At 33.0% G+C, this 24,633-nt stretch carries 24 protein-coding genes and 1 riboswitch; of the genes, 10 read left to right on the top strand and 14 right to left on the bottom strand.

Going from position 1 to position 24,633, the window contains the following annotated elements; translation table 11 throughout:
* Window positions 1–39: 39 nt before the first annotated feature.
* Entirely contained in the window at window positions 40–591 is a 552-nt protein-coding gene (locus AA088_RS09645; protein WP_046744776.1) for an acyl-CoA thioesterase, read from the bottom strand.
* Between the two features lie 177 nt (window positions 592–768).
* On the opposite strand from AA088_RS09645, the gene AA088_RS09640 reads away from it, so the two are divergent.
* Window positions 769–1,338: a hypothetical protein gene (locus AA088_RS09640; protein WP_046744775.1), complete on the top strand. Its 570-nt coding sequence runs from the start codon at window positions 769–771 to the stop codon at window positions 1,336–1,338.
* Between the two features lie 123 nt (window positions 1,339–1,461).
* On the opposite strand, the gene rmuC is transcribed toward AA088_RS09640, so the two are convergent.
* Complete coding sequence (gene rmuC / locus AA088_RS09635; protein WP_046744774.1) at window positions 1,462–2,895, bottom strand: DNA recombination protein RmuC; 1,434 nt, start codon at window positions 2,893–2,895, stop codon at window positions 1,462–1,464.
* Window positions 2,896–3,023: 128 nt separating this feature from the next.
* On the bottom strand, window positions 3,024–3,524 hold the full coding sequence (locus AA088_RS09630) for a GNAT family N-acetyltransferase (RefSeq protein WP_046744773.1): 501 nt from the start codon (window positions 3,522–3,524) through the stop codon (window positions 3,024–3,026).
* A gap of 330 nt (window positions 3,525–3,854) precedes the next feature.
* On the opposite strand from AA088_RS09630, the gene AA088_RS09625 reads away from it, so the two are divergent.
* Window positions 3,855–6,407 (top strand): ligand-binding sensor domain-containing protein, encoded by a 2,553-nt coding sequence (locus AA088_RS09625; protein WP_046744772.1) that lies wholly within the window; start codon window positions 3,855–3,857, stop codon window positions 6,405–6,407.
* Window positions 6,408–6,559: 152 nt separating this feature from the next.
* Complete coding sequence (locus tag AA088_RS18315) at window positions 6,560–6,754, top strand: hypothetical protein (protein ID WP_157547135.1); 195 nt, start codon at window positions 6,560–6,562, stop codon at window positions 6,752–6,754.
* A 429-nt stretch (window positions 6,755–7,183) separates the two neighbouring features.
* Here the strand turns inward: AA088_RS18315 and AA088_RS09620 are convergent, their stop codons facing one another.
* The 3 genes from AA088_RS09620 to AA088_RS09610 all read right to left on the bottom strand — a co-directional run bounded on the left by AA088_RS09620 (window position 7,184) and on the right by AA088_RS09610 (window position 10,271).
* The gene (locus AA088_RS09620) at window positions 7,184–7,984 is read right to left on the bottom strand and encodes an ABC transporter ATP-binding protein (RefSeq protein ID WP_164484238.1); all 801 of its coding nucleotides are present in this window, start codon (window positions 7,982–7,984) and stop codon (window positions 7,184–7,186) included.
* 76 nt (window positions 7,985–8,060) lie between these two features.
* Window positions 8,061–9,092: a FecCD family ABC transporter permease gene (locus tag AA088_RS09615; RefSeq protein ID WP_046744770.1), complete on the bottom strand. Its 1,032-nt coding sequence runs from the start codon at window positions 9,090–9,092 to the stop codon at window positions 8,061–8,063.
* Window positions 9,093–9,098: 6 nt separating this feature from the next.
* Window positions 9,099–10,271 carry an ABC transporter substrate-binding protein gene (locus AA088_RS09610; RefSeq protein WP_241483400.1) on the bottom strand — a complete coding sequence of 391 codons (1,173 nt, stop codon included), beginning with the start codon at window positions 10,269–10,271 and terminating at the stop codon, window positions 9,099–9,101.
* Between the two features lie 64 nt (window positions 10,272–10,335).
* A riboswitch (cobalamin riboswitch) is annotated at window positions 10,336–10,573 on the top strand.
* Between the two features lie 67 nt (window positions 10,574–10,640).
* Between AA088_RS09610 and AA088_RS09605 the strand changes: the two genes are divergently transcribed.
* On the top strand, window positions 10,641–12,503 hold the full coding sequence (locus AA088_RS09605) for a TonB-dependent receptor plug domain-containing protein (protein WP_046744768.1): 1,863 nt from the start codon (window positions 10,641–10,643) through the stop codon (window positions 12,501–12,503).
* Window positions 12,504–12,637: 134 nt separating this feature from the next.
* Here AA088_RS09605 and AA088_RS09600 read toward each other — a convergent pair whose 3' ends face one another.
* Complete coding sequence (locus tag AA088_RS09600) at window positions 12,638–14,137, bottom strand: S41 family peptidase (protein ID WP_046744934.1); 1,500 nt, start codon at window positions 14,135–14,137, stop codon at window positions 12,638–12,640.
* A 147-nt stretch (window positions 14,138–14,284) separates the two neighbouring features.
* On the opposite strand from AA088_RS09600, the gene AA088_RS09595 reads away from it, so the two are divergent.
* From AA088_RS09595 to AA088_RS09580, 4 genes are all read left to right on the top strand, one after another.
* Window positions 14,285–14,794, top strand: coding sequence for an RNA polymerase sigma factor (locus AA088_RS09595; protein ID WP_046744767.1), 510 nt, complete (start codon window positions 14,285–14,287; stop codon window positions 14,792–14,794).
* The gene (locus tag AA088_RS09590) at window positions 14,781–15,203 is read left to right on the top strand and encodes a hypothetical protein (protein WP_046744766.1); all 423 of its coding nucleotides are present in this window, start codon (window positions 14,781–14,783) and stop codon (window positions 15,201–15,203) included. The genes AA088_RS09595 and AA088_RS09590 overlap by 14 nt, the downstream gene beginning before the upstream one ends.
* Window positions 15,204–15,206: 3 nt before the next feature.
* Window positions 15,207–15,755 (top strand): DUF4252 domain-containing protein, encoded by a 549-nt coding sequence (locus AA088_RS09585; RefSeq protein ID WP_046744765.1) that lies wholly within the window; start codon window positions 15,207–15,209, stop codon window positions 15,753–15,755.
* Between the two features lie 86 nt (window positions 15,756–15,841).
* Entirely contained in the window at window positions 15,842–16,372 is a 531-nt protein-coding gene (locus AA088_RS09580; RefSeq protein WP_052752848.1) for a DUF4252 domain-containing protein, read from the top strand.
* 62 nt (window positions 16,373–16,434) lie between these two features.
* Here the strand turns inward: AA088_RS09580 and AA088_RS09575 are convergent, their stop codons facing one another.
* The 3 genes from AA088_RS09575 to AA088_RS09565 form a co-directional block, all read right to left on the bottom strand.
* A complete protein-coding gene (locus tag AA088_RS09575; RefSeq protein ID WP_046744764.1) occupies window positions 16,435–16,944 on the bottom strand; it encodes a hypothetical protein in 510 nt (169 codons plus the stop codon).
* 97 nt (window positions 16,945–17,041) lie between these two features.
* Window positions 17,042–18,385, bottom strand: coding sequence for an adenylosuccinate lyase (gene purB / locus AA088_RS09570; protein WP_046744763.1), 1,344 nt, complete (start codon window positions 18,383–18,385; stop codon window positions 17,042–17,044).
* Between the two features lie 69 nt (window positions 18,386–18,454).
* The gene (locus AA088_RS09565) at window positions 18,455–19,027 is read right to left on the bottom strand and encodes a hypothetical protein (protein WP_046744762.1); all 573 of its coding nucleotides are present in this window, start codon (window positions 19,025–19,027) and stop codon (window positions 18,455–18,457) included.
* 35 nt (window positions 19,028–19,062) lie between these two features.
* On the opposite strand from AA088_RS09565, the gene AA088_RS09560 reads away from it, so the two are divergent.
* Complete coding sequence (locus AA088_RS09560) at window positions 19,063–19,539, top strand: heme-binding domain-containing protein (protein ID WP_046744932.1); 477 nt, start codon at window positions 19,063–19,065, stop codon at window positions 19,537–19,539.
* 12 nt (window positions 19,540–19,551) lie between these two features.
* On the opposite strand, the gene AA088_RS09555 is transcribed toward AA088_RS09560, so the two are convergent.
* A complete protein-coding gene (locus AA088_RS09555) occupies window positions 19,552–20,253 on the bottom strand; it encodes an SIR2 family NAD-dependent protein deacylase (protein ID WP_046744761.1) in 702 nt (233 codons plus the stop codon).
* On the bottom strand, window positions 20,235–21,413 hold the full coding sequence (locus AA088_RS09550) for a tetratricopeptide repeat protein (protein WP_157547133.1): 1,179 nt from the start codon (window positions 21,411–21,413) through the stop codon (window positions 20,235–20,237). The genes AA088_RS09555 and AA088_RS09550 overlap by 19 nt, the downstream gene beginning before the upstream one ends.
* A 113-nt stretch (window positions 21,414–21,526) precedes the next feature.
* On the opposite strand from AA088_RS09550, the gene AA088_RS09545 reads away from it, so the two are divergent.
* Complete coding sequence (locus AA088_RS09545) at window positions 21,527–22,183, top strand: TrmH family RNA methyltransferase (protein WP_046744931.1); 657 nt, start codon at window positions 21,527–21,529, stop codon at window positions 22,181–22,183.
* A gap of 6 nt (window positions 22,184–22,189) precedes the next feature.
* Here AA088_RS09545 and AA088_RS09540 read toward each other — a convergent pair whose 3' ends face one another.
* On the bottom strand, window positions 22,190–22,663 hold the full coding sequence (locus tag AA088_RS09540) for a DUF1801 domain-containing protein (RefSeq protein ID WP_046744759.1): 474 nt from the start codon (window positions 22,661–22,663) through the stop codon (window positions 22,190–22,192).
* Window positions 22,664–22,884: 221 nt separating this feature from the next.
* Window positions 22,885–24,522: an alpha-amylase family glycosyl hydrolase gene (locus tag AA088_RS09535; protein ID WP_046744758.1), complete on the bottom strand. Its 1,638-nt coding sequence runs from the start codon at window positions 24,520–24,522 to the stop codon at window positions 22,885–22,887.
* Between the last annotated feature and the right edge of the window lie 111 nt (window positions 24,523–24,633).

Below are 24,633 nucleotides of genomic sequence, written 5' to 3'. Positions count from 1 at the left end.
TTTTCTTATTTCAGCTCCTTTTTAAAGGATTACAAATAATTACCATTCACAATTTATTTTTACTTTATGACTTTGTAATTCGTTGAGATAGTTTTCTGGAGAAAAATCTTCTCGATCAAATTCATCTTTACGACTATTTTTCATTTCTATACGTTTCAACGCTTTTAAAAAACGTTTGATTTCTGTTGTGTTTTCTAAAATTAAACCAGCTACTTCAACGCCATTGCCTGTATCATCTCTGGCAACCATTGTAAAATATGAAGAATTACAATGCTTTACTTGTCCGGTTTGAATATTCTCTGCTTCAACTCGAATTCCCACAACCATAGAAGTACGACCTACATAGTTCACAGAAGCACGCATTGTAACCAATTCGCCTACTTCGATTGGATTCAAAAAATCGACCGTATCTACAGAAGCAGTTACACAATAGGTTCGGGAGTGTTTGGAAGCGCAAGCAAAAGCAATTTGATCTAATAAGGACAGAATATAACCTCCATGAATTTTTCCATTAAAATTGGAATAGGAAGGAAGCATCAATTCTGAAATGGCTACACGGGATTCACTGACGGTTTTGTATTGAATACTCATAATTATTGTTTTTTGCTCGTTTAAAAGTACTAAAAGATTTATTTTTTCTACTTGTCTTTCAATAAATAAAACGAATTCTAATTAACCTGTTACGAATACTAAAACAGTCTTACTTGTAGATGATTTTCATCAGATATTTGACATAGAAATCAAGTATAACAATTAAAACAAACAATTATGAAACGTACCGTATTTATCACATTAGGATTTGCAGCAATCACATTTATCGCATGTACTACTTCTGTAAAGAAAGAAGAACAACACACTGTAATAAAAGATAAACAAGATGAGGTAGTTACTACTACAACACAATTTGAAACGCAAGCTTTAGAAGATTGTATAGCATATTCTGAAACAATGAATGAGTTAAAACTGCTTGAAGCTGCTGAAACAGCTCGAATAACCGATAGTATTGCAGCAGCTGAATTGGAATTGAAAGAAGCTTTAGCCAAAGCAGAAGCAGCCAAAAGAAAAAGAGAGTCTACTCCTGAAATGTTGGCTAAGAGAGCTAAGGAAGCAGAGTTGTGGTTTCAAACTAATTATGGAAGTGTAGTGAAAGCACATCAAACAAAATTTGATGGATTGCGAGTAAAAATGACAACAGAAGGGACAATTTATGATGTTTCATTATTTGTAAACGGAGAATGGAAAACAGATGAGGTATTAATGGATGCATTACAAAAAGTAAAAGTAAGTAATAATATTGCAAATGGAAGGGCTGTAGCGATTACCGTAAAAAGTGTTTAGAATGCATGCCAGTAACTTAGTCAAGGAACAAGAACGTCATAAAAAAGCCTTATCAATAGTACTGATAAGGCTTTTATAATTTTGGAAGAAAAGAGTTTTTGGTATTTTTTACAACTTGGTACTTTAAAACAATTTTCTTGGTTCTTCATTTTCTGGCAGTTCTTCAGTTTCCGAAGCAGCATTTTGAGCTCGTTTAATGATGGCTTCAGGTAAAGATTTTTTGGCTTTTGCCCCCATTTTTTTAATCTTTTCAATGCTTTTGATGATATTACCGCGACCTTCAAACAGTTTATTCATTGCTGCAGAATAATCAGACTTCGTAGCGTCAATCTTTTTTCCAATTCCTATAAGGTCGCTCATAAACCCTTCAAATTTATCATATAAAGCTCCTGCTTGACGGGCAATTTCAATAGCATTTCGTTGTTGCTTTTCATTATTCCACATAGTATCAATAGTACGCAGAGTTGCTAGTAGCGTAGTAGGTGTAACTATGACAATATTTTTCTCGAAAGCCTTGTTGTATAAAGTATTATCTTCATTAATTGCAATGGCAAAAGCAGGTTCTATTGGGATGAACATCAATACAAAATCAGGACTTTCGATCTCATACAAATCTTCATATTTTTTTGCTGAAAGTTGCTCAATATGACGTTTAATTGAGCCAATATGTTCTTTTAAATGCAAACTTCTTTCTTCTTCCTCACTATTTGCATATCGTTCATATGCTGTTAGAGATACCTTTGCATCGATTACCATTTTTTTGTCATTTGGTAAGTTGATGATTACATCGGGTAAAACACGAGAACCGTCTTCGCGAGTAAAGTGTTGTTGTACAACGTATTCGCGGTCTTTTTCCAAGCCACTTTTTTCTAAAACACGTTCCAGCACCAACTCTCCCCAATTTCCTTGCATCTTACTATCTCCTTTTAAAGCTTTAGTTAAATTGATAGCTTCTTGACTGATTTGAATGTTGGCTTTGCTTAACTCGGCTAACTTTTCACGTAATGCAGAATGAATACTGATATTTTCTTTTTGACTGTCTTCCACTTTTTTTTCAAAATGTTGAATTTTCTCTTGAAGCGGCGACAAGATGTTTTTAATATTTTCTTTATTCTGCTCAGTAAATTTGGTAGACTTTTCCTCTAAAATTTTATTTGCAAGCAATTCAAAGTCCTTTCGTAATTGTTCTTGTTGTATTTTGATAGACTCGTCTCTTTCTTTGAATTTTTGATGCAAGCTTTCAAATTCAGAGTTTTTTCTGGCTAATTCAATATTAAGATTGTCTTTATCACGTCTAATTTCTTCTCGTTCTTGTGCTGTTTTGGATAAATTCTCTTTGAACGTATGTAACTGTTGTTGAAAGGAATCGATTAATTGTTGTTTCTCATTGTCAACAGATATTTTGAATGTGTCAAATTGAGATTCTAATTGACGATTACGTTCGAGTAGTCCTTCTTGCTGTGCTTTGGTTTTTAAATTCCCGATATACATTCCTAAGAAAATACCAATAGCCGAAAACACCACAATAAGGATGATATAAATAACGATTTCTGACATGAATTTGAATTTTGCGTAAAGATACTATTTTGCAAGTATTCGGAATTGAAAATTCACAATCACTTATACACAAATTCACTTATAGTCTCTTAGTTTATAGCAAACAAAAAGACACATTTTTAACTCAATTAAGAAAATAATAACACAGGATCATCTTCTGAAAGAAGCAATTCCTGATCAAATTGTAATCCTAATTTATTCAGCAATCGTATGGAAGCAATGTTATTTGTATTGGTAATTGCAACCACTTTCGGAATTTGTAGTACTTTTTCGGCATATGTTAGTGTTGCTTTGGCAGCTTCATAAGTATAACCTTTGCGTTCGTGTTCGGGCAATAACGCAAAACCAATATCAATATCTTCCAAAGACTCTCTATTAAGGAGTCCACACATTCCGATAGGCGTAGCATCAACTTTTAATTGCATTAGCCATAGGCCATAACCGTTGTTGATGTAGCTTTTTTGCAAACGATTTTCTATATAATCAATTGCATTTTCTTTATTTCTAATGTTTTTATCGCCAATAAATTCGAGCCATAAAGGTGTATTGACGAGTTCTAAGATGAATTCTGCATCATTCACAGTAAATTCACGCAAAAGTAAGCGTTTGGTTTCTAGTATTGTTTTCAATGGTTATAAATTTTTGGTACTTAAAAATATCGAATTTAATCTAAAGGAAAAAACATTTAAAAATATTTTTGGCACAATAGTTGAAAGAAATAATAATGTAACTCGGTGAGGACATTATAAGAGCTGGTTACTCGAAATAAAGAGAGTCGTGTTACATTTTTGGTTGGTTAGTTTAGTTTAAAAAAACACTTTGCGTTTGTAAAGTGTTTTTTTTATATCATTAAATAAAAGCCAAACCTTTTTTAAGGATTCTTCTATTTTAATATATTAGCAACACCTTCAGTTGTTGCATATACTATGAATTTACGCCCTATCATTTTTTTTCTTTGCATGTCATGTCATTGCTTATTTGCGCAGAAAAGTATTTATCGAGAATTTGGAATCAATGATGGTTTGCCAAGTTTGGAAGTTCATGGAATATATCAAGATATAAATGGTTTAATCTGGTTTGCTACTGATAGAGGATTGGCAAACTATAATGGCTATGAGATTAAAAGTTTTAGTCTTGAAGATAGTGTGTCTAATGCAGTAGTTTTAGATTTATTTCCGCAACATAATGGCGTCATATATGCAGCGACCTTCAATAATCAATTGTTTTACTTTCACGAGTCGTTTCAAGGATTTCAACCTTATCCATATAATCAGTTGTTATCCGAACTATTAGAATTCAAACAGCATATAATGAGTGTATATGTAGATTCTGAAGAAAACCTACATATTGCTTGCGAGTATATGATTGGGAAGTTAGTTATTTCAAAAGACGGAAAGATTCTAAAAATGCCAAGTAAAAAGAAAGTAGAGGCAAAGCATGATATTTGGATGAATTTACAGAAAATTAATAGTTCTACATTATTCTTTTCATTTGAAAATGATTCTTTAGAGAAAGATAAAAATACCATTGTCTCTAAGGTTAAGTATGCTGCAGATACAAACGTTATATTTTTAAAAGAGGCTAAAAATATTGTATATGCAGACGATAATAGTTTGGTAATTTTAGATACTAATGGTGAGCAACTCAATTGTATTGCTACGACAATGCCGCCTATAGTATTAAAAGCACTAAGCAGTACTACTTTTTTTGTAGGATTTGAATTTGGTGGCGGTGTTATTATGGACATTCAAGGAAAAATTATTGATCGTTTTTTTCCAAATGAATCCATTACAGATTTTTTGATTGATCATGAAGGAGGTTATTGGTTTGCAACATTACATTCTGGTATTTTTTATGTAAAAGATTCAAGTATAAAAATCTTTGAAACAGGTTTAAAAAGTCCTGTAGAAACACTTGCAAAGACTCGAAAAAACGAATTATATGTAGGGTATCGCACAGGAGATGTGTTGAAAATTGCTGAAGATCGTTCTATTACATCAGAAGCTATTTTGAAAACAAATAGAAAAGCTTTTGTAGAGTTTGATGAAGCGCAAGAAATCTTGTATGTAAAATCAGGACATACTTTTTATACAAAAGATAAGAACAATAAAAAGGTATATTTTGATTCCATTGCGAGAACTTATTTTACAAAGTTATCAGAACCGTTAAATCGTGAAATGTGTATTTCAAATCAAAACGGGTTTATTATTGCTAAAGAAGGTTTGTTTGATAAAGTTGAAATGCCTTATAGAGTTCAAGATGTTATTGGTTTGGATTATGTATATTATGTAGGAACACCTTTAGGAGCGTATACATACAAAGAAGGAGTAACTACACCAATGGTTACTACGCATCCGGTGTTTAAATATAGAATTGACGATATTGATATAAACGAACAACGAAAAGAAGTATATTTTGCAACTTTAGGATCAGGAGTGATAATCTATAATCCGAAAACAGAAAAAGTTCAAACAATAAAAGCAGAAGATGGATTATCTAGCAATATAGTCAACGAGCTATATATTGAAAACAAAGATGAGCTTTGGGTATGTACCAACTCAGGAATAGATAAAGTAACATTTGCTACAGATGGTACTTTTCATATTTCAGGACTAAAAAGCTCGAATGGCTTGTTGAATGATGGAATTAATGATGTAGAAGTTATTAATGATACAGTTTGGATTGCTTCCATCAAAGGACTTACGTATGTACCTAAAAAATGGTTTCATCGTTCCAAAAAGATTGCTGTTGATTATTTGAATGTAAAAGCTTGTTATGTTAATGATTCTGTACAGCAACTTAGCAAACTACAACAACTCTCATATAAAGAAAATAGAGTAGAGTTTGTAGTAGAGGCGATTTCTTTTAAAAGCTCTCAAGACATTGTATATAAGTACCAAATGGAGGGATTGGACCATAAGTGGTATTTTACCAAAAATAGACGCATTTCCTACCCTGTATTGCCATATGGAACATATACATTTAAAGTAACAACTACTTCTCCAGAGTATGAAAGCGCACGTATGATTGAAATTCCGATTTATATACAACCGCCGTTTTGGCGACGTGCCTGGTTTCATATTTCTATCATAGCTTCTATAATACTGCTGTTATACTTATTCTTTAAATACAGGATTTTGTCATATAACCAACACATCATTCGTGAATTGTTGCGTTTGTGGATGAAAAAAATCAAGCGAAAAGAAAAATATTTTACATTCAAAGAAGCGGGGAAAGAAATACGAATCAAAACAAACACCATTCTGTACGTCAAATCAGCAGGAAATTATATTGAGTTGTGTACAGAGCATAAAAAATATACAATTCGTAAAAAAATCGGAGAATTCATCAGCCTTACACCTGATCCGTTAGAATACTTACGCATACATCGTTCCTACATCATTCGCATTGATAAAGTTGCTGAAAAGAACTCGAAAGAAGTGATTATTAACGGAGAAAAAATACCAGTAAGTAATTCGTATGCTGCTGAGCTTTCCAAATTGATTTTTTAATCAAAAGTTTCGTCCCAAAAACGATTTAATTCATCCCATATCAAACTTGACTCATCACTATTTTTCTAGGGTATCGTCACAAAGCCTTTAAAGTCAATGGTTTTGATTTTATGTGTATGTACATTTGATTCATAACAAAAACTATAACTATTATGAAAAAACAACAAATGAAATCTTTAACATTGAATAAGGGTTCAATTTCTAACTTGCAATTGCAGGAAGTAAAAGGGGGAAGAACAGGCGGTGCTTGTGTAAATACCTATACTTGCCCACAAACTGTTGTACACACTTGCCAACTTACAGATGTAAGAACGTGTACATTGTCTGTTATTCAATGCACAAGCTAAGTTAAATTAGTTAGTCACTATACAAACCAATTCATAAACCAACATTATTTTCAAAAAGCGTAACAGTTAATATTTATTTCTTTAATAAATACTTTGGCATGGATATTGGTTTATGTAAGATGTATTATGATGATGACAGTACAGAGAGTTGGTTACTTGCGTAAAGAGAGTCATAATATATTTTTTGGTTGGTTAGTTTAGTTTAAGAAACACCTCACGCTTGTGAGGTGTTTTTTTTGAAAAAAGAAAAATTATTTTACAAGATTTTAAGGCATGCCGTAACATTTTGGCACAGAAATTGTCTTATAAGTAATGTATTGCGATGATGACAGTACAAAGAGTTGGTTACTTGCGTAAAGAGAGTCGTAATATATTTTTGGTTGGTTAGTTTTTATAAGAACGCTCTATTTTCGGATAGGGCGTTTTTTTTTAGTGTGTACGTTTTACTTTAAAACTACCAGAACTCGCATCAAAAGTAATAAGATCCGTAGGGAAGAGTTTTTCAAAAATACCTTGTTCAATAAGTTCGCAAGGTGTTCCCGAAAATACACAACCATTGTTCATCACAATCATTTCATCACACAATTGAATTGCAAGATCAATTTCGTGTGTAGAAAATAACATGGTTTTATGAGTTTCATGAGCGAGCGTTTTGAGCAAATTCAAAACATATGCTTTGTGATACATGTCTAAATGTGTGGTGGGTTCGTCCAAAATAATCATGGACGTATCTTGTGCCAACGCACGTGCAATCATTACCTTTTGTAACTGTCCGTCACTTAAAGTATAACATTTTCTATGCTTAAGTTCGAGTAGATTGGTTTTTAGCAAGGCATTTTCTATAATTTCGTAATCGTTTTTAGAGAGATTTCCAATCCAGTTGGTGTAAGGTTGACGACCTAAAGCAATCAATTCAATAACCGTTAAATTTTTTGAAGGAATTTGTTCTGTTAATACCAAGCTAATTTCTTTTGCCAATTCAGTATTAGAATACGAAAATAGAGACTTGTTCTGCAATTTAATTTCTCCTGAAAGTGGCAACTGAATATTTGCTAAAGTCCGCAATAGGGTAGATTTTCCAATTCCATTTGCACCAACCAAAGCAACTAACTTTCCTTGAGAGATTTTGAAATTAATAGCATCAGCAATTACTTTTGTTTGCGTTTTTTCCTGATAACCAATGCAAAGCGATACAGCTTCTAAAACGGGATATGTAATTGTTGTTACGATAGCTTTTTTGTTGACTAAAATACATTTTTTTTAGTTTACAAGTTTAAGAAGTCATTATGATTAATGAAGTTTATACTTAAAAGATCATTTTTCGCTTTCGTACCAATAACCAAATAACCACCGGAGCACCAATTATAGAAGTAATAGCATTAATAGGTAAGGTAATATCATAAAAAGGCACTTGTGCAATACTATCACAAATTAAAAGTAAAATAGCACCTACCAAACATACACTAGGGACTAAAACTTTATGGTTGGTCGTTTGAAAAAATAAACGGGTAATATGTGGAATAGCCAGTCCAATAAAAGCTATCGGACCTACAAAAGCAGTACAGCTTCCCGCCATAATACTTGTTGCAATAATGATAATGTAGCGTGATTTTTGAATATTAATACCAAGGCTTCGAGCATAATTTTCACCTAGTAAAAAAGCATTTAAGGGTTTAATAGCAACAATACTCAGTATGATTCCCACAATACTTAAAATACTCAAAATACTTAACTCTTCAGCATGTAAACTTCCTAAAGAACCTAAAGTCCACATCATATATTGTTTGAGTTGTTCGGCATCACTAAAGTACGTGAGAACACTTACAATTGCTGCTGTAATGCTACCAAACATTAATCCAATAATAAGGATTGACATGGTATCTTTTATTCGAAAAGAAACGACCATAACCGTCAATAAAACTAAAAAACTTCCCAAACTAGCCGCAATAACTAGACTGTAGCTAGAAGTAAGCACTAAGCTAGCTACACCTCCAAATACTGAAGCTCCCATAATTAGCATTGCAACACCTAAGCTAGCTCCAGAACTCAATCCTAAAACAAAAGGACCAGAAAGAGGGTTCCTAAATAGAGTTTGCATTAGTAACCCGCTGAGGGAAAGTCCGCAACCAACCAAAATTGCAGTTATTGCTTTGGGCAGACGAATTTCTAAAATAGTGATTCGCCACGTTTCTTTTTCAATTTCTCCACCAGTAAAAGCAGCAAAAATACCTTTTAAAGGAATTGCAACAGACCCAAGACTAATATTGAGAAGAAAAGCAGCGATAAGTACTAAACTCAATACTAAAAAGGTAACGCGATATGTAGGTTGGTCAGACAATATGAATTATTGTAATTGCTTAAAAAAATAAGGATTATAATCAGGTAAAATCTCAGGATGTGCAGCTTTGATAATGTCTTTTAACACCATATCAGGACGTGTAGGCGCTAGTTCGTAATATATAGTTCCTCCAGTTGCTCCAATGGTATTTGCTGTACTGTATATTTTTTTATGTTGAAAAGGGGCAAACTGACTATATAACTCATTGGCTTTTTTAAGATCTTCATAAGATTTGAAACCTCCAGGGCCAATCCAAATATCAGCATTAGCAGCTTTATCAAGTACACTTTCAATGTTCAATGATAAACTGCCAGTACCTTCTGAATCAGCCCATAGATAATGAGTATTGGCATCTGTTAAAAACTGTGCCTGAAAACTATTACCTGCTGGTAAATACCAAATATCTTTATACATAGCTCCCGCCATGACCGTTGGAATTTTTGTTGCTTTTTGAGCTAAAGCTTTCACTTCATTATATTCATTTTCAATTTTTTGAAAAATTTCTTTAGCTTCTAATTCTTTTTGAAAGAAAGGAGCAAAAAACTGAATCCATTGTGCTCTACCTAAAGGAGTTTTTTCTGTCCAATCTGCATTATAAACTACTGGAATATTAGCTTTTTGAATGCTCTTGTAGGTGGCATTTGTTGCATTTATTGAAAAGCCAATAACAACTTCAGGTTCTAAATCAATTAAGAGTTCTAAATTTATGTGCTCATTTTGACCAATATCTTTAATTGTACCTGCTTCAATCAAGGTGCGTGTTTTTTCTGATGAAACATAATTGGTTTCTGGAAATCCGACGAGTTTTGTTTCAGCGCCAAGCATTTCTAACATAGGAATATGGGTTGTAGACGTAACGATTAATCGTTCTACAGGTGTTAAAACAATTGCATCATACGCATTTCTATCAAGTGTAATTGTAGCCGCTTTTTCTCTTGGAAGTAGCGCATAGGTAAAATCTTTTTCGGCATTTGGCCAAGGTGAAAAAACGGTTATCACTGTAATGTCTCCTGTTTTTTTTATCGAAAATTTTTCAGCATACATCAACGAATCTTCTAAAGAATCTGTTTGTTCTACTGTTGGTATAAGCGGATCATGAGTTTTTTTCTTTTCATTTTTACAGGAAAAAAAGAAAAAACATAGGATACATATAAAAGAGAGGTGTTTCATAAAGTTCATGGCTACTTTTTTCAAAAGTACTATTATTTCATCTTTTATATAGAAAGATTCTAAAAGAATGTTTATGTTTGCGCCGAATTTTGGTTCTGAATATGTACAAACATATTTGGATTAAAAGGGAATCAAGTGAAAAGGAGTAAAAACCTTCATTCTTGAACTGTTCCCGCAACTGTAAGCATGTGCTGAGACTTTTCAGCACCTCATTTCAATAACGAGTTGCTATAACTACATGACCACTGAATTTTCGGGAAGGTATATAGCAAATTGTAAGTCAGGAGACCTGCCAAATTTCATAATTAATGTCAAACTTTCGGGATAAAAGTTTGCGTATGGAACACCATGCTTTATTCCCAAAAAAACTAAAATTACATGAAAAAAACAGTACTATCTGTTAGTGCTTTGTTGTTGGTAAGTACAGCGTTGTTTGCGCAGCAACAAGACGAAAGTGAACAGCTTGATGAAGTGGTTATTTCTGATTCACGTCATGCCTTAAAACGTGAAAATTCAGGAAAAACGGTCATCACAATTTCTAGTGAAGAAATAAAAAAAAATCAAGGAAAAACGGTAGCCGAAGTAATCAATACTAAAAGTGGTATTGAAATTTTGGGTAGTAGAAGTAATGCCGGACAAAATTTAAGCTATTTTGTACGAGGAGGAAACAATCGCCAAGTATTAATTATGATTGATGGTGTACAAGTGAATGATCCTTCCTCTATTGCAAACGATTTTGATTTACGATTGTTGGCATTGGATCAAATTGAGTCAATTGAAATTATTAAAGGCGCTTCTAGTACACTCTACGGAAGTGGCGCAGCTACCGCAGTTATTAGTATCACTACTAAAAAAGCGTCTAAGGATTCTGTAGCATTGCGTGTAAATAGCTCATTTGGAACCAATCAATCGCAAGAAGATTCTGAGTACAATGTTAATGACTTTTCAAATAGTGTACGTGTTGACGGAACTATAGATGATTTGACATATGTTGTTGGTTTCGGACACCAAAGTACAGATGGTTTGTCTGCAGTTATCGGAGAAGAAAGTGACCGTTTTTCTCGTGTAAATTCGAATGTAAGTGTAGGTTATAAATTTTCTGAAACATTTGAGGCACGTATTTTTGGAACTATGGATACTTTTAAAAGTGAATACGATAATTCATTCCCTATAAGTGATGCTGATTTTGTGTCGAAGAGTGAACAATTCCGTTTTGGAATTGCTCCCAAATACACTTATGCGAACGGAAGCGTAACGTTGAATGCAGCTTATACTACCATCGACCGTGAGTTTAAATCAATTTTTCCATCTGCTTTTGAAGCAGAAACCATTGCATTGGATGTATTTAATAAGTACAATTTTAACAACAAATTTTATACAGTTGTTGGAGTAAATTATATTGATAACCAGACTGTTTTTACAGAAGAAGCATCTTCATCAATTATTGATCCATATGTAAATGTAGTATATGTGTCAGATGTAGGTTTGAATGTAAACGCTGGTGTACGTTTGAATAATCATAGTGAATACGGAACACATTTTACATATAACTTAAATCCGTCGTATCGTATGGGATTAGGTTCTGGGTATGCAAAAGTATTTGGTTCGTATAGCACATCATTTATTGCACCAACGTTATCACAATTATTTGGAAACTTTGGAGCGAATCCTAATTTAGAACCTGAAGAAAATACAACGATAGAAGGAGGAATAGAGGTAAAGCTTTCTGAAAAATTGCGTACAAGTGCAGTATATTTTAATAGAAAAGAAAAGAATTTCATAGATTATGTAGTAACTGATTTTGTGACGTTTGCGGGTGAATACCAAAATGTACAAACCGACTTTACAGTAAACGGAGTAGAACTTGAAGTAACTGCGATGCCGGTTGACAATTTAACTGTAAATGCAAATTATACTTTTACAGAAAAAAAAGATGTTGAAGCATTACGCATTCCAAAGCATAAGGCAAATTTGAATGTAGCCTATGCTTTTTCAGAAAAAACCAATGCAGGAGTGTCATACCAATACGTTTCAGATCGTTTAGATACAAATTTTGCAACCTTTCAAACAGTAACATTGAATTCTTTCAATTTATTTGGTGTGAATTTGAATCATACATTTACTAAGCGTTTTAAGGGTTTTGTAAATGTGTCTAATATCTTTAATGAAAAGTATACAGAGATTACAGGGTTTACCACTAGAGGAACCAATGTTCGAATTGGATTTTCTTTAAATTTGTAATTCTTACCATAAACAATAAAAAAACGCTTCTAATTTTTTAGAAGCGTTTTTTGTTTGAGACCATTCTGAATTAAGTTCAGAATGCCATTTTTATATATTTTATCTTAACAATATGTCTTGAAGAATACTTAAACTTATTCTTGCGGTAATACCAATTTATGATATCTCAAAGCATCGTCGCTATCGCCCACATTTAGTTCAATATACATACGATTACCTGTAATTCTTTGTAATTTACTATCGGTAATCGCCTCAATAGGAACAATCTTGTTAGGATCAGCATTTAATGCTCTTCCAGCAGCCGCAATATTATTCAAAGCCGCAGCCAATAAAGGCTCTGTTTCATCACCTAACACTCCCATATTAGTTAGGTCTTCTGCCAAAACAATATCAGGGTTTAATCCATTAGTGTAGTTAGAAAAACCAGCGCTATTCTCCAAACGAGAAATTAACGGTTGCATAGCCCATTTATGATTAGGATTTAATTGTTCATCACCAAATGTCCAAGAAGGGGAATCGTATAATGAAACAGAAGCTTCATTTTTTCCTGTGGTTGTGGTTCCTACTTGTACAACATCTATATAAGGTTCAAGAGAGTTAATTACCAATTCACTAGCTGATGCAGTACTTCCTGTAGTTAATACATATACTTTTGATAATCCTAAGCTGTTAATCGCCGCTCCATTACTTAACGAGCCTCTGAAATAACGATTTTCTTGTTCGTCAGTTAAAATTGGTTGAATCTTAGCATTGTATCTGAACTTTGTGAATAATTGACCTTCAAATTGTCCAGTAACCATACTTCCCAGATTAATTGCACTACTAACAAAACCACCTGGATTGTAGCGAAAATCTAAAACCAAATCTGTTACACCTTGTGCTTGAAAATCAGCAAACACAGTATTTAGTTGGGTATCAAAATTAGAAATAAATTGATTGTACATTATATAACCTACTTTTTTGCTTCCTACATTGATAACAGAGTTGATAAGAATTGGGTTTTCAGTTAAAGCTGTTTTAGTAAGATCAATATTTCTACCATTAGGAGTAATAGAACGTACTCCGTTATTTACGGTCAAATCTGCCAAGTTAAATGTATACGAAGTAGGATCTAACAAATCCAAATTATTATCGGTAGCCGAATTGTAATATAAACTTTGTCCATTTACTGCATATACAATATCTCCACGACGAATGTCTTTCCCATCAGCATCAGAATTTGGAATAATATAACGAACATAACCAATCACTTCTGAGCTTCCGCTATTTAGATATATATACCGAATATCAACACCATTGGAAAGTGCATTACCTTGTTGGGAGTTTTGTAATATTTCATAATCACTAACGATGACGCTAAAGCGATCATCTGGATGTAATACATGATCAAATAAGTTGGCAGGATTAGGATAACTACTCAAAAAAGAAATATAGTTTTCGCTGTTGTCTAACTTGCTATCTGCTAAGTCAGCTACTTCTCCTTGCCAAAAATACCATAAGTTCATGCCTTTCCACACAAAGTCTTGAATCTCTAGATCTGAAGAAACACTAAACAGATTGTCATCTTGATCTGTACAACTAATTGTAAGTGCAGAAGCTGCAACAAACAGAAAGAGCCATTTTTTTATCTTCATAAATTTATTTATCATAGCAGTATGTTACTTTATTTTGTTTTATAAACACTAAAAATAGCGACATTATTGTAAAATAAAAATTATTTGTAACAAATTCCTAACTCGTTCGTCTTCCTTATAACAAACCAAAAAAAAACAACCATACACATGAAACAGGCAGATTTTTTACAGATGATTATGCCTTTTAAAGACAAATTGTACAGATTGGCAAAGCGTTTGCTTGTTTCTAGTGAAGAAGCTGAAGATGCAACCCAAGAAGTATTATTGCGTTTGTGGTCTAAAAAAAATAAAGTAGGGACATACTCGAATGTGGAAGCATTTGCGATGACAATGACAAAAAATTACTGTTTGGATAAATTGAAATCGAAACAATCGGGCAATTTAAAACTAGTACATAGTAATTATAAAGACGAGCATACTTCTTTACAAAGAGAAGTAGAATTGAAAGATAGTGTCAGTTTTGTGCATGAAATCATGGAAGAGCTGCCTGAGCAACAAAAAATTATTATACAGTTAAGAGATGTTGAACAGTATGATTTTGATGAAATTGCGAAAGTAGTGAACATGAACCCAACGGCCATTCGAGTAGCATTATCAAGAGCAAGAAAGTACATAAGACAAGAACTTATAAAAAAACACAACTATGGAGTTAGCTAACATAGAAAAATTAGTAGAGAAGTATTTTGAAGCGGAAACTTCGGTTCAAGAAGAGCAAAAGTTACACGCGTATTTTTCACAACAAAATGTGGCGCCGCATTTGGAAGAATACAAACCCATGTTTCAACACTTTTCTAACTTACGAGAAGAGCAATTTACTCGCAACGTTCCATTACAACCTAGAAAAAACTATTTAAAGTGGATTTCTGTTGCCGCCGTATTTGTTCTGACCACTGGGCTATTCGTTAATAAATGGCACAAACAACGACAAGTCGATAAGGCTTTCGAAGATTTTAAAATGACCATGTCTCTTGTGTCTGAGAGTTTCAACACTGGAGCTAGTCACATCAATCATTTAGCACAATTTGAAGAAACAACAAACAAAATTTTTATAACAGAAAACAATTAAAAAATGAAGAAAATAGTATTAGTAGTAATGTTATTGGCAGTGCCAGTACTTACATTTGGACAAAATATTTTTGATAAATACGCAGATAGTGACGATGTTACCTACGTATCTATTAAACCGAAAATGTTTAAAATGCTTGCCACTATGGGCGTTGATAGTAATGATCCTGATGCTCAAGACTTTCTTAAAATGGTAAATAGCATGAAAAGCTTAAAAACGTTGGCAACTGATAATGCTAACATTTCTGCAGAGTTACAACGTTGGGTTAACGGACGCGCTTCCGAATTGGAAGAGTTGATGGAAGTAAGAGATGGAGATACTCGCATGAAGTTTTACGTAAAAGAAGGAAAAGATGAAACACATGTGAAAGAATTGTTGATGTACATTACTGGTATTGAAGATAAAGTAAAAATGAAAGAAAGAAATATCAATACTGTAGTTGTATCTTTAACAGGAGATATTGATTTAACACAAATATCTAAGCTGACAAGCAAAATGGATATTCCAGGTGGAGAACACTTAAAAGACGTAGAGAAAAAGAAAAAAAACTAGAGCATTCATAACATCATAGCGCGTCAGCAGTGTATTTACTGTTGACGCGCTTTTTGTATATTCATCAATCAAAAACAATCATTAATATGAAAACACTACAATCTATTGTCGTAGTACTTTTTCTCTTTTTAGGAATGACCAGTTGTTCTGATAAAAATAGTTTACATAATTATATTTTGAACAATGCTGAAAAAATTGGTTTCTCATCTAGCACAATTCCTATAGGAAGCTTAAAAGGAGAAAGTTTACAACTTACCGAAAAACAACAAGAAGCATTTGATGCCATTCAACGAGTAAATGTTTTACTGTATAAATATGATCCGAACAAAGAAGAAGAATATTCGGTAGAGAAAAAGAAGATAGCTTCTATCCTAAAGCAAAAAAAGTACGAAGAGTTAATTGATCTTGGAAACAAGGGGACAATTAAATATATAGGTGAAGAGGAGGAAATTGATGAGATTATTATTTTTGTTTCCAATAAAGAACTTGGTTTTGCTATTACACGAATAGTAGGAGATGATATGACACTTACCAAGTTTATGGAATTATACCAATTAGTTTCTCAAAGCGATCAAATGCAGTTAGATTTGGGAGGTTTAAGCTCTTATTTTAAATAAAAAAATAGAAAAGCTGTTCCTTTAACAAAGAACAGCTTTTCTATTTTGATAGTATACAGTTACTACTTTTTAGAAAAAAAGTAGATAAAAATCAATGCAAGAATAGCCAGTAAAACAAAAAAGATAATCTCTTTAATCTCTCTCTTTTTCATCATCAGCCTTGTCTCGTGATCTTTCTCTAAAATTTCTTGATGTACTTCTTTGTTATAGGTATCTAACAATTTAGCTTTTAATTTTTCGATTCCTTTCATGAACTCATCATACGAAACACCTTCTTTGGCATAAAAAGTACACACAAAATTATCGTATAAATTAAAATCAGAGAATTCATTTTGCTGATCATTCACAGCAGTCAATGTGTTTACATCAATAGAAGGAAGTTTTACAGTACCTTCCATCACATCATTTAAAGAAAGTTTTATTAAAATTTCCTTTAAATTATTGTCCATATTACCAAAGTGAACTCCTGAACCATAAGCATCTTTAATAAAAGATTTTAACGCTTTATTATAGATTGCTTTCTTGATTTGCAATCTACCATTCGTATGGGATGGATTCAATTTGGGATCCACTTTAGAATTTGTGATTTTTATACCCACAAAGATTTATTTTTGTTAGTTCTTGGCGTCGCTAAATTAATAAAAAAAATATCTTAAATTACAGTTCAAGTTAAATTCCTGTGTAATTCGTTGGATTTATATTTTTTAATTCAGATTTTATGGCATCAGAAACCGACAAAGTGTCTATGAAATTTGAGATAGAAGTCTCTGTAATTTTTTCATTAGTACGTGTCAATCCTTTTAAAGCCTCGTAAGGATTTGGGTAATTTTCTCTTCGTAAAATTGTTTGTATTGCTTCTGCAACAACTGCCCAATTATTTTCTAAATCTTCGTCAAATTTGTCTTGATTAAGTAATAATTTGTTCAACCCTTTTAATGTAGATTGAAAACCAATTACCGTATGTCCAAAAGGAACACCTACATTTCTAAGAACTGTTGAATCGGTAAGATCTCGTTGCAATCTTGAAATAGGTAATTTGGCAGCTAAATGTGAAAAAATAGCATTTGCAATACCTAAATTTCCTTCGCTATTTTCAAAATCAATTGGATTTACTTTATGTGGCATAGCAGAAGAACCAACTTCACCAGCTTTGATTTTTTGCTTAAAATAATCCATCGAAATATACGTCCAAAAATCTCTATCTAAATCAATTAATATCGTATTGATGCGTTTCAAGCCATCAAAAATTCCAGCTACATGATCGTAGTGTTCTATTTGAGTTGTTGGAAAAGAATGATGCAATCCTAATACACGTTCTACAAAGTCAGAACCAAACGCTTTCCAATCAATAGTTGGATAGGCTACTTTGTGAGCATTAAAATTTCCAGTGGCTCCACCAAATTTGGCTGCATGCGGAATTCCGGCAATAGATTCAACTTGAGCTTCTATTCTGGTAATAAAAACTTCAATTTCCTTTCCTAAGCGAGTAGGAGAAGCTGGTTGTCCATGGGTTCTTGCCAGCATGGAAACTTCAGACCACTCGTTGGCCAATTCTTTTAATTTTATTAAAACACTAGTCAATTCAGGAAGATACACATTTTGCAAAGCTTCTTTGATAGAAAGAGGTATTGCAGTGTTGTTAATATCTTGAGAAGTCAAACCAAAGTGAATAAACTCTTTGTAAGTAGAAATAGATAATTCATCAAATTTTTGCTTGATAAAGTATTCTACCGCTTTTACATCATGATTGGTTACTTTTTCAATATCCTTGATTGCTTCAGCATCAGCAGTTGAAAAATTTTCGTAAATATTTCGCAAATCGTCATATAAAGAAGCATCAAAATTTTCAAGTTGAGGTAATGGAATATTACAAAGAGCAATAAAATACTCAATCTCTACGAGTACTCGATATTTAATTAGAGATTCTTCACTAAAATAATCTGCTAAAGCGATGGTTTTTGAACGATACCTTCCATCAATAGGAGAAATGGCGTTAAGCGTTGTAAGCGTCATTGTTGTTGTGTTGTAGTTTAGAAGACACAAATATACTTTTTACAATGCTGGTAATAAAATTTTAAACGTTCATTTTCTCGCTTTTTTCATTCGTTGGATTAGTTGCCTAGCTCTAGCTTTAAAAGCGGCGCTTTGTGAGGCAAAATCACGTTCTAAAATAACAATCAACTCATCGTGAATCCAATCAAATTCTTTTCCTAGTAAATATAAAGAACGCATAGAGTACGCTTTTACAGCTACTTTTTGATTGCTAATCATCCAATCAAAACAAGTTTCTGTAATTTTTTCACGATGTTTTTTAGTCAGTTTTTCCTTTGTCAAATTAGGGGTTTTGTGATAATAAGCTTCTATAAGGTATTCAGCTACTTTTGCCATTGGTCGAACAGCAGGATCTAAATATACTTTTTGCATATTTTCTATGTATAGGTCAATATACGGAAGTATAGCGTCCAATTGTTCTCTAGCTACAAATTCGAACAACCAAGCAGCTCTGGCAGAGATTTTATCATCAACAGTAAAAACAACTTTTAAAAGTGTAGGTAGAAGTTCAGGATGATTTAGTACTATATTGGCATAATAATTTCGCTTTTCGCGAGAATGATTCACATAATTAAGTTCTGAATACAGTTGCTCGAATGTCATTTTTTTATATTTTAGACCTCTATAAAAATAAAGAAATGAAGATAGTCAAAAAAATAGCAGTAGTAGCATTGATTGCTTTGGTAATTTTACAATTTTTTGGTCCAGAATTGAATGAGAGTGATCCTGCAGATCTTAATCCGTTTATTGCAGAAACCAATCCGCCAGCTTCAGTACAAAAAACACTTCAAGTAGCTTGTTATGACTGTCATTCTAATAACACACGATATCCTTGGTATGGAAAAATAGAGCCTATTTCTTATTGGATGAAAGGGCATGTAGATCATGGAAAAGAAGAATTGAATTTTTCCGAATGGAGTTCATATTCTACCAAGAGAAAGGATCATAAATTGGAAGAAGTTATTGAAGAAATTAAAGAAGGACATATGCCTATAGCTTCTTATTTATGGACACATAGCGATGCAAAATTAACAGATGCACAAGTGAAAGAAATTGAAGATTGGGTAAATACTTCTCGGGCAATGTTAAAAATAAAAGAGGGACAGCCTCAGTAGGTCTTCAATTTTTTAGTTAGTCATCTTTTCAAGTAGTGACTGAACAACTTTGGGAACTCCTGTTGAAGCATTTTCGGCCACAACAGTCAAATTTTGATATGATTTTTGAGGTAATGCTGGTTTAGGGTCAATAAAGTAGATATCAGTGTGTTGTGGCACAAAATCAATCAAACTTGCAGCAGGATATACTTGCATTGAAGTTCCAATGATAAGTAAAATATCGGCTTGTACACATTCAGAAATAGCCGTTTCAATCATAGGTACTTGTTCACCAAACCAAACAATATGAGGACGTAATTGCCCCCCTTTTTCACATAAATCTCCTAGTGTGATATCTTCGGTATGATGATAAACTTTGTAAGGTGCTAGAGTGCTTCTGACTTTCGTTAATTCTCCATGTAAATGTATAATATGTGAACTACCTGCGCGTTCGTGAAGATCATCCACATTTTGAGTGATAATAGTTACATTGTATTGTGTTTCCAATGCTACCAAAGAGATATGTCCTTGATTGGGCACAACTTCCTTTAACTGTTTTCTTCGTTGATTGTAAAAATCAAGAACCAATGCAGGATTTTTTTTAAAGCCAACTGGCGAAGCGACTTCCATTACATCATGCCCTTCCCATAAACCATCTGCATCACGAAATGTTTTTATACCGCTTTCGGCACTAATACCAGCACCCGTAAGGATAACTATTTTTTTCTTTTCCATCGTTTATATATTTGGGCGTTAGGTAAATGTTTTAATTCATTGGTTTTGTCATCAATAAAATTGATTAAATCTTGTTTGGTATATTCTGTATTTTCAATGATTCTACTTAATAACACAATATTATCCTCATGTTTTTGTAGTTCATCATATAATAAAATCAAACTGATAAATCCGCTATTAAAGTAAGGATATTGATTAACAATATACGCGTATCCTTTTTCGGCAGTTTGGTAGTCGTCAAATTGCATTGCTACATTTGCCCGTAAAAACTCTAGAAAATCATCTTCTGTAACTTCAGCAAGATCATCTAAGATGCTCATTGACGCATTGTAATTTTTGAGAAGACAATAATAGTCTAACGCATACAAACTTGTAGACGTATCATAAGGAAACTTTTTTAGAAATTCATCAATGGCTTCCATGTAAAATACATCATTAATCTGAGAAGCAATCTCTATTTTTGCAGTGTGATATAGCTTACTATTAGTAAAGTCTCCTTTTAGATTTTGTATTGCTGTAAACGCTCGTTCATAATTGTTGGAAAATAGAGTACTGTAGCGAACTAAAAAGAAGTAAACTTGTTGCCGTTTTCTGTTTTCTTGAGTATCTCCAGAAAAATTGGAATGTACAATAGTGTGAATATTTTTTAATGTTTCACTGAGATATTCACCTGCTTTGTATCTGTATAAGTCTTCCACCAAAAAATCATCATCTACATAATCGAGTTGAAAATCGTAGTAATCAATATGATCTTCTTCGGTAAATAACCGAAAAAGTAAATGGTATTTTTTTTCATCTAAATGGTAATAGTAGTTTACAATATCAAACGAAGCGCCATTTTTAATTAACGTATGAATGTTTTCTGGAATTTTGAAATATTCTTGTAAAAATCCTTTTTCAAAAGTTTTTTGAAATGTCTGTAAATTCTTTTCAAAAGGTTCTTTTTGAGTGTCTATCACTGTTGAAACAAATGCTTCCTTATGAAAATGTGTATAAAAAAAACGAGTATCATACTCATGAAAAGAGTTCAATAGTTTTTTGGCGAATGCAACTACTTTTAGGTTGTTTTCATAATTATTTTCAGCAAACACTTCATTGGATTCTTGTGTCCACATTGTAAAAGTGAAAAAAGAAAATAGTATTGAAAAAAAGAATCTCATTGCATTCGTATTAGAATTTACTAAAATAGGGAAATTATGCAGGAACAAAACGTTTTTGTAAAACATCTCTTCATTTTGGTGAAAAGTGTTTTTAATAATAGATTTGTGGTATGATAGACAAGAAGTTGTTAGAACATTTAGAGGGATATTTGACCGATAGAAGAAAAGAATTATTTTCAAAGGTATTAAAAGAACGTACGCGTCATTTTACTGTTGCGGTTGAAGATGTGTATCAATTGCATAACACAAGTGCGGTACTGCGAAGCTGTGACGTATTTGGAATTCAAGATGTGCATGTGATTGAAGCGCGCTTAGGTAAAAAAATGGACAGAGAAATTGCTATGGGCGCACAAAAATGGGTTGATATTCACCGTTATTCTGAGACTAAGGTTTGTATTGATTCACTGAAAGCACAAGGATATCGGATTGTTGCTACGACACCGCATGGAGACTCTCAATATTTACATGATTTTGACATCACTGAAAAGGCTGCTTTCTTTTTTGGAAAAGAACGAGAAGGGTTGAGTGAAGAGGTTTTGTCGCAAGCAGATGAATTTTTAAAAATCCCCATGGTAGGTTTTACTGAAAGTTTAAATATTTCTGTTTCTGCCGCAATTACAATGCAACATGTTACTGCAAAACTTAGAAATTCTACAATTTCTTGGCGTTTGAGTGAAACTGAAATAATGGAAAAACGTCTCGATTGGTGTAAAAAATCCATCCGTAGTGTAGAAGATGTTTTACGACGTTACCATGAGGTTCATTCTTAGCCGGAGTTATTTGGGTTGTTTTGTATCTCCTTTTACATTTTTTTCGTAAAGTTCAATCCAATCATTTGGAGACATTTTTTTTGCCAATTCAGCAATCAATTCATAAGGAATATCGTTCATTTTTTTAAAGCGGATGCAACTTTTCCCCATGTCTAACTTGTACTTACAATGCTTAGGATATTCTGCAACAAACCAGTCTAATAACTCTTTTTTTGCATAAATTCCCATGTGATATAGTGCCACAAAGTTTTTTTGAGAAGCATAACTAATAAAAGGCAAAGGAAGTTTCGGATCGCAATGATAACCGCCTGGATAAATAGCATGTGAAACTACAAATGAAGGCATGTTGTAGTTAACCTGTTCAGAAAAACCATCAGGTAAATTTTCCAAAAGTATATTTCTAAGTCTTGTAATAGGTTCTTTGCGTTCTTCAGGAAGTTGTTCGATGTATGCTTCAATTGAATTTGCTGTGTATTTCATAGGAGTATTTTTATGAAATTAAAAGTACTAATTTTTTTAGTTATTCTCTCATCTTGGGAATAAAGGATTTTTAAGACTAGGTTTGAATAAATAAAAGAAAAGTATCCATTTAGGATGATACTTTTCAAGAATACAACCTTAAATAACCTTAAAAAGATACTATTGTACAGTATTGGATGATGTATACTATTTTAGTATTCTTTTGGCTATTTTGAGTAGTGTTAATGCAATAACACTATCGAAAATTCGGAATCGATTGTTACTTTTCCATCAATTACTACTGCTGTTTTTCCAGAATACTGATCGGTTATTTCAATTCCGTCTTCAAATTGATTTCCTAGGGAGATTTCTTTTACACCTTTCGGAAGATTCAATCCAATCACCACTTTATCAGTGTTGAAAGTTCTCGAAAATACATACGGACTTTGAGAAATCATTGTATGTTTTCCTGCACCAATTGCTGGATGCGCTTTTCGGAATTGCCCCAATTTTTGCCAATGCGTGAGTATTTTTTTTATTTCAGGATTGTTGATTGCTTCCCAATTCATAAACGAGCGCAAAGTGGCATCTCCATTTGTACCTTCAATGATTAAAGAACGCTGCGTTTCATCTCCATAATAAATTTGTGAAATTCCTGGAGCTAGGAGCAATTTAGTTGCAGATTCATATGGTTTTTCTCGTGTTTTGTCAAAAGGGTCACCATCATCATGCGAACTGATGTAATTCATAACGCTCTTGCCTTTTAACTCGTTATGAAGAATGCTATCATATTTTGAAAAGATAGCTTCATAGTCTTTTTGCGCATCATATTTGAATTGAAAATTGATTAAATTGTCAAAGCCATGAGTGTAATAATCAACTTTTTGATCGCCAAAATCATAATAGCGATGTCCATCAATTCCATAGCCATACAATTCTCCTAACATAAAAAAGTCTTGATTATCCAATACTGCTTCAGGATTGGCTTTTTTCCACGCTTGAAAGGCAGCTCTAGCTTCTTTACTTAATGCATTCCAAGCTTCTTCTTCAACATGCTTTACAGTGTCTACACGATACCCGTCAATTCCGTATTCACGAACATAATCTGTCAACCATTTAATGAGGTAGTTTCTAGGTGTTTTTTTTAAGCCAGTACGTTCAAAAAAAGCAGTTAATTCTTTTGTTTCTTGTTCGTAACGACCTTCTGCTTTCCACTTGGTTACTAATGTAGCAGGTAAAGAGACTTCTTCTTCACTATTGGTTAATACATCAGGAAGATTTTTGACTAATGTACAATTGACTGCTGTATCATAATTTTTGTAGGTACAACTCGGTTCAGTTCGCACCCAATCTGTCTCCCAAACAGAATCTTTTTGGGTTACAGGACCAGTGTGATTCATTACAACATCCATTAATATACGAATGCCATGTTGATGAGCCGTTTCAATTAATTCTTTAAATTCATTTTGGGTACAAAAATTTGCATCGAAGCTAGTCCAATCTTTTGTCCAATATCCATGAAAAGCATACGTATTTCCGGTTCCTTCATCAGTACTATCATGGATTTGTTCTAGTACAGGAGAAAACCAAATAGCATTTACACCAAGGTCATCAAAATATCCTTCTTTGATTTTTTGTGTTATTCCTGCTACATCACCGCCCATAAAACCTCTAAGTTTAGCCGGTTGTTTGGTTCTGTCATAATTAACGTCATTTGATTCATTTCCGTTGTAAAAACGATCAGTCAGCATAAAATATACATTGGCAGCTTCCCAAACAAACGGTTGAGATTTGTTGACAGATTTGTTATTCTCTGATGAATTGGTTTTGCATGCAATGATGAAAATTATACAGAAAATGAGTATGAATAAACGCTTCATGTGTTCGTGTTTGTTATGGTTGATTCTTTGCAATATAGTAGATACAAAGTTCTTTTCATATTGTCAAACACAGAATCCTTATAAAAAATAATAACGATAACGATTGCGTAT

This window comes from Kordia zhangzhouensis (genome assembly GCF_001005305.1).
Classification (GTDB): Bacteria; Bacteroidota; Bacteroidia; order Flavobacteriales; family Flavobacteriaceae; genus Kordia; species Kordia zhangzhouensis.
This window is presented reverse-complemented; position numbering and strand designations above follow the sequence as displayed.